At 73.7% G+C, this 6,207-nt stretch carries 5 protein-coding genes and 1 pseudogene; 4 read left to right on the top strand and 2 right to left on the bottom strand.

The window, feature by feature from the left end; all coding sequences use genetic code 11:
• The 3 genes and pseudogenes from ABZ371_RS27645 to ABZ371_RS27635 form a co-directional block, all read left to right on the top strand.
• Window positions 1–656 (top strand): annotated as a pseudogene (locus ABZ371_RS27645) (hypothetical protein); the annotation flags it as partial.
• A gap of 107 nt (window positions 657–763) precedes the next feature.
• Window positions 764–2,506 (top strand): pyruvate dehydrogenase, encoded by a 1,743-nt coding sequence (locus ABZ371_RS27640; RefSeq protein ID WP_358684455.1) that lies wholly within the window; start codon window positions 764–766, stop codon window positions 2,504–2,506.
• A 159-nt stretch (window positions 2,507–2,665) separates the two neighbouring features.
• Window positions 2,666–3,091, top strand: a complete 426-nt coding sequence (locus ABZ371_RS27635) for an ATP-binding protein (RefSeq protein WP_358684457.1) — start codon at window positions 2,666–2,668, stop codon at window positions 3,089–3,091.
• Window positions 3,092–3,094: 3 nt separating this feature from the next.
• Here ABZ371_RS27635 and ABZ371_RS27630 read toward each other — a convergent pair whose 3' ends face one another.
• Together ABZ371_RS27630 and ABZ371_RS27625 are read right to left on the bottom strand one after the other, a co-directional pair.
• Window positions 3,095–4,177: a DUF2637 domain-containing protein gene (locus tag ABZ371_RS27630; RefSeq protein ID WP_358684453.1), complete on the bottom strand. Its 1,083-nt coding sequence runs from the start codon at window positions 4,175–4,177 to the stop codon at window positions 3,095–3,097.
• 205 nt (window positions 4,178–4,382) lie between these two features.
• The gene (locus ABZ371_RS27625; RefSeq protein ID WP_358684451.1) at window positions 4,383–5,231 is read right to left on the bottom strand and encodes a (2Fe-2S)-binding protein; all 849 of its coding nucleotides are present in this window, start codon (window positions 5,229–5,231) and stop codon (window positions 4,383–4,385) included.
• 144 nt (window positions 5,232–5,375) lie between these two features.
• On the opposite strand from ABZ371_RS27625, the gene ABZ371_RS27620 reads away from it, so the two are divergent.
• Window positions 5,376–6,125, top strand: coding sequence for a GntR family transcriptional regulator (locus ABZ371_RS27620; RefSeq protein WP_358684449.1), 750 nt, complete (start codon window positions 5,376–5,378; stop codon window positions 6,123–6,125).
• Window positions 6,126–6,207: the final 82 nt, after the last annotated feature.

Here is a 6,207-nt window from a genome sequence, read left to right as displayed (position 1 = left end):
CCGACGCCTGCCGCTGGATCGGCGGCGCCGTCGCCCGCAGCCACGCCAGGCTCTGCGACGACATAAGGGCGGGGCGCAGGAGCGACCTCAAGTCAGGTCTGCACCGCCTCACCGACCGCGCGTACGGCAAACTGCGCGCCCGCGCCGCCGAGCTGGGCCTGGAGCCGTCCGCCTACACGGCCGGTGTCCGCTGCCTTCTGCTGCCCGCCGATCCCGAGTGCCGCACGCGCGTCTTCTTCGGCGTCGGCGCGGGCGGCCTCTTCCGGCTGCGTGACGGCGCCTGGCAGGACCTGGACCCCGACCCCACCGGTGGCCCCGGGGCCGCCGCGGGGCCGGAGGAGGGGCCCGGCGGGGACAGGCTGACCCTGGACCTGCAGATCACCACGCCTGCGCCGCCGTACGCGGACGACCCGCCGCCTCCGCCCGCCGAGCCCTTCCGCTTCCGCGCCTCGGTCGCCCGCCCGGGCGACACGCTGCTCCTCTGCGGCAGCGGCCTGGCGGAGCCGATGCGCGGGGAACCGGCACTGGCCCGGGAACTCGCCCGCCGGTGGGCGGTAGGCGGGCCGCCGGGCCTGCCCGCCTACCTGGCCGACACCCAGCTCAGGGCCACGGGGTACGCCGACGACCGCACGAGCGCCGCAGTCTGGGAGGCGTAACCGCGTACGCCGTGGGTTGATGGATTGCGGAGCCCGGCGGGCCGTGTCCCGCGGCCCGGAGCCGGGACCGCCGCATGTGCACGGCGCACAGGCAGGAAGGGCACGCCATGGCCAGGCAGAACGTGTCGGAACAGTTCGTCGACATTCTCGTGCGGGCGGGCGTCGAGCGTCTCTACGGCGTCGTCGGTGACAGCCTCAACCCGGTCGTCGACGCCGTCCGGCGCCACTCCGGGATCGAGTGGGTCCAGGTACGGCACGAGGAGAGCGCCGCGTTCGCCGCCGGAGCCGAAGCGCAGATCACGGGCCGCCTCGCGGCCTGCGCCGGTTCCTGCGGACCCGGCAACCTGCACCTGATCAACGGCCTGTACGACGCCCACCGCTCGATGGCCCCGGTGCTCGCCCTGGCCTCGCACATCCCGTCGAGCGAGATCGGCCTCGGCTACTTCCAGGAGACCCACCCCGGGCTGCTCTTCCAGGAGTGCAGCCACTACAACGAGATGATCTCCGACCCGCGGCAGATGCCCCGCCTGCTGCAGACGGCCATCCAGCACGCCGTGGGGCGGGGCGGCGTCAGCGTGGTGTCCATGCCGGGTGACATCGCCGGGCAGCCGGCCCCGGAGAAGGCCGCCGAGCACGCCCTGGTCACCTCGCGGCCCACCGCGCGGCCCGGGGACGAGGAGATCGACAAGCTCTGCCGGCTGGTCGACGAGGCGGAACGGGTGACGCTGTTCTGCGGCAGCGGCACGGCCGGAGCGCACGCCGAGGTCATGGAGTTCGCCGAGCGGGTGAAGGCCCCGATCGGCCACGCCCTGCGCGGCAAGGAGTGGATCCAGTACGACAACCCGTACGACGTCGGGATGAGCGGGCTCCTCGGCTACGGGGCCGCGTACGAGGCCACCCACGAGTGCGACCTGCTGATCCTGCTGGGCACCGACTTCCCGTACAACGCCTTCCTCCCCACCGACGTGAAGATCGTCCAGGTGGACGTCCGCCCCGAGCGCCTCGGCCGGCGGTCCAAGCTCGATCTGGCCGTCTGGGGCGACGTGCGCGAGACGCTGCGGTGCCTCACGCCGCGGGTGAAGGTCAAGAGCGACCGCAGGTTCCTCGACCGGATGCTGAAGAAGCACGCCGACGCGCTGGAGGGCGTGGTCCGGGCCTACACCCGCAAGGTCGACAAGCACGTGCCGATCCACCCGGAGTACGTCGCCGCCGTGCTCGACGAACTCGCCGACGATGACGCCGTGTTCACCGTGGACACCGGAATGTGCAACGTGTGGGCGGCCCGCTACCTCACCCCCAACGGCAGGCGCAGGGTGATCGGTTCGTTCAGCCACGGCTCGATGGCCAACGCCCTCCCGCAGGCGATCGGAGCCCAGTTCACGGACCGCGGCCGGCAGGTCGTGTCGATGTCGGGCGACGGTGGATTCGCCATGCTGATGGGGGAATTCCTCACCCTCGTGCAGTACGACCTGCCCGTGAAGGTCGTCCTCTTCGACAACTCCTCGCTCGGCATGGTGGAACTGGAGATGCTGGTGGCGGGGCTGCCGTCCTTCGGCACGACCAACAAGAACCCGGACTTCGCCGCCGTGGCCCGCGCCGCGGGCGCCTACGGGGTGCGGGTGGAGAAGCCGAAACAGCTGGAGGGCGCGCTGAAGGAGGCGTTCAGGCACAAGGGTCCCGCGCTCGTCGACGTGGTCACCGACCCGAACGCCCTGTCCATCCCACCGAAGATCAGCGCCGACATGGTCACCGGCTTCGCGCTCTCCGCCAGCAAGATCGTGCTGGACGGCGGGGTGGGCCGGATGCTGCAGATGGCACGCTCCAACCTCCGCAACGTGCCGCGTCCCTGAGCGGGTCCACCGCGGACGCAGAGCGCCTGCGCCTGCGCAGGGCTCCGGGTGCGGTGCCCGTTCACCTGTTGGTGCCGCAAGAGGCGTGGCCGCCCGCCTGTGGGGCATGCATCCCCGGACGATGTTCGAGAGATGACGGAAGCGGGGGGACGTGCCGAGATGCGTACGGGGGAGCTGACAGGGCGCCGGGAGAGGCGGCCGACACGGCTGCGCCGCAGGGTCGGCCATGCCGATCTGTCGGCCGTGGGCGAGATGCGGTGCGCGCTGCGGGAGTTCCTGCGCCACCGACCGGGCCGCCAGGACCCGGACGTGGCGGAACTCCTGCTGAGTGAACTCCTGACGAACGCCCTGATCCACACCCGCAACGGCGCGGTGGTCACCGTGACCTCGGCGCCCGCACGCCTCCGCGTGGAGGTACGCGACTTCCTGGTGGAGCGGGAGCCCACGCCGTACGTACCGAACGCCGACGACGGTACGCACGGCAGGGGGCTGCTCCTGGTGCGGAGCCTGGCCGACTCCTGGGGGATCACGGCGCAGGCGCTGGGCAAGGTGGTGTGGTTCGAGCTCTGCGGCCGTACGGCCTGAGACTCAGCCGAACTGCTGCTCCAGGTTCTTGAGCTTCCGCTCCAGCGAGTCCAGCCGGGGCAGGGCCTGGGTGTCGTCCTCGGCCGTGAGGTCGACCGTCACGGGGTCACCGCTCGGGTCCCGTGCCGGAGGACTCCCGGAGTCCGCGCCGTTCACGGCTTGCAGGGATGGCCGGGGGCGCGGGGGCAACCGTCCCGGCTCGGCTATGGCGGGCTCCGCGGCGGCCTGCGTGCCGCCGCCCGGGGCGATGGCCGGCTGGGCGTCCACCTGGTGCCCGGTGCGGCCGCCGCGCCCCCAGGCCCGGTTCTGCCGGTTCAGCGCCTTGATGCGGGCGCGGTCCAGCTTCGCCTGGTCCCGGCGGCGGTGGCGGTCCTGTTCCCTCTCCCGGCGGTCCTCGCGGACCTCGTCGACCGCCTCGTCCAGGGTGCGCACGCCCTCCAGGAGCATCAGCGACCAGGCGGCGAACGTCTCCCTGGGGGCGCGCAGCCAACGGACGATCCGGATCTGCGGCAGCGGGCGGGGCACCAGTCCCTGCTCCCGCAGCGCGGCACGCCGGGTCTGCTTCAGCGCGCGGTCGAAGAGCACGGCGGCCGAGAGCGACATCCCCGCGAAGAAGTGCGGGGCGCCCGCGTGGTCCATGCCGCGCGGGGCGTGCACCCAGTTGAACCAGGCGGCGGCGCCCGCGAACGTCCAGACCAGCAGCCGCGAGCCCAGGGCCGCGTCACCATGGCTGGCCTCGCGTACGGCGAGCACGGAGCAGAACATCGCGGCTCCGTCCAGGCCGAACGGCACGAGGTACTCCCAGCCCCCCGTCAGGTTGAGGTTTTGCCTGCCGAAGCCGACGAGCCCGTGGAAGGAGAGCGCGGCGGCGACCGCGGCACAGCAGAAGAGAAGGACGTACGAGGCGGTGGCGTAGAGGGCCTCCTTGCGCCTGCGGCGCTCCTCGCCGCGCTCCCAGCTGTCGTCGGCCGCGGCCTTCTCAGCGGCACGCCTGCCGCGCGCGACCACCGTCACCGCCGCCATGACCCCTACGAGCAGTACGGCGCCCGGAAGCAGCCAGTCGAGCGATATGTCGGTCAGTCTCATGCGCGGTCCCTTGCGTCACGTAAGGCGTTTCGGGCGCCATCGTGACGTGGATGCCGGCGCGTTCAGGCGGATTCGGGGCAAGTGAACGCCATTGGGGTGACAGGGACCACCGTTGGGCGGAATCCTTTCGAACTCGCGCTCGTAGGGGACTGGTTGTGTGCGAACGGCATCGTCCGGGCGGACGGTCCGGGCCCGCCCCGCCGTGTCACGGCGTGGGCAGCAACTTCTTCACGCGGTCGGCGTCGCAGGTGCGCGGACACGTGACGCAGGTGTCCTCGGGCCGCAGCGTGTAGAAGAGGCAGCAGCTCGCCCGGTCGCGGGTCGGCAGCGCTTCGCCGTTGGGGCCGGTCAGCTCGCGGAAGCCCGCGGTGCCCACGTACGGCTCGGTCGTGCCCGGCAGCAGCAGTTCGAGCTCGGTCATCGCGCGGCGCTCCTCGCCGAGCAGGTGGGCGACGTACCAGAGCCCCTCGACGATCTCGTCGGTGGCCATCCCCCACAGGGCCCGCCTGCCGCGCCGCATGCGCGGCCGGAAGCCCTCCAGGACCGGGCCGAGGTGCTCCGCCACCGCCTCCAGCACCTCCGCCCGCAGCGCCGCCTCGTCCGGTACGACCCGGGCGCCGGGCAGGGAGGCCGCGGGGTCGTCCGGCAGGCAGGCGAATTCCGGTACCCGGACGGTCAGACGGCCGAGGGCCCGCTGGAAGAACACGTCCCGGACGGGGATCCGGGGCACCCGGCGGTGGAGGAACCACGGCACGGTCACCAGCAGGCAGGCCGGCCAGGCGTACCGGTGCAGGCCGAAGCTGGCCACCACGTCGGGGCGGGCCCGGGTGCCGTAGTCCCGCACGACCTGCGCGTCGTCCCACGCGAGGAAGGCGTCCAGCGCGGCGCCGCCCTCGGCGAGCTCCGCCGCGCCGACCCAGCCGCCGCCCGTGGGCGTGGCGTCGTCGTCGGCGAGCACCTCGGCGCGCAGCCCGGGGAAGACCTCGGTCATGCGCGTGTACGCCGCGTTCACGGGAGACGGCGCGGCGGCGGTGAGCAGGGCGGGCACAGGCATGTGGGAACCACCGAATCGCGATCTTTTGCAGGTAAGCCTTACCTTACCCGAATCGCGCGGTGTGTGAACCGGGACCCGCTCCGCCTATCGTGCACAGGGGCCCCGGCGCACGCGAGCCGGCGGCCGCCGGTCCGAGGAGGTCCAGTGGAGCAGGGCAGAGCCCGTGAGGACGTACGTCCGGCGTACGCGTGCGCGGCGACCCCGCCGGAGACCCGCGTGCCCGGACAGGCGCGCGGCGAGCACACCCACGGTGGGCCTGCCGCGCCCAGCGCGGTGCGGCGGCACTCGGTGCGCGGCCAGGTCCTGGACGCCTTGCGGGCCGCCCTGGTGGACGGGGAGCTGACCCCCGGGGAGGTGTACTCGGCGCCCGCGCTCGGTGCCCGTCTCGGTGTCTCGGCGACGCCGGTGCGCGAGGCGATGCAGCAGCTGGCCTCCGAGGGGGCCGTCGAGGTCGTGCCGAACCGCGGCTTCCGGGTCAGCGCACGCGGGCCCCGGGAGCTGGCCGAGCTCGCCGAGGTACGGGCGCTGATCGAGGTCCCCGTGATGCTGCGGCTCGCCCGCACCCTCCCGGCCGGCGCCTGGGGCGCCCTGCGCCCGCTGGCCGAGGCCACCGTGGCCGCCGCCGCGGTCGGCGACCGGGCGAGCTACGCCGAGAGCGACCGGGCCTTCCACCGGGCCGTCCTCGCCCTCGCGGGCAACGAGCAGCTCGTCGCCGTCGCCGACGACCTCCACCGCCGGTCCCAGTGGCCGCTGGCCGGCAGCCCCGTCACGCGGCGGGCCGACCTGCTCGCCGACGCCGCCGAGCACACGGCACTCCTGGACGCGCTCGTCGCGGGGGACCTCACCGTGGTGCAGTCGCTCGTGCGCGAGCACTTCACGGGCGGCGACGGCTGAGCGACCGGCCCCGCGGCGCACCGGGCCGGCGGCCGGGACGGGGCCGGTCCCGGCCCGGCGCCCGAGCGGTCCCGGCCGCGAC

The sequence above is a fragment of the Streptomyces sp. NPDC005899 genome, assembly GCF_040629645.1.
Taxonomy (GTDB): domain Bacteria; phylum Actinomycetota; class Actinomycetes; order Streptomycetales; family Streptomycetaceae; genus Streptomyces.
Note: the sequence above shows the minus strand (reverse complement) of the source record. Positions and strands in the feature narration are given on the sequence as shown.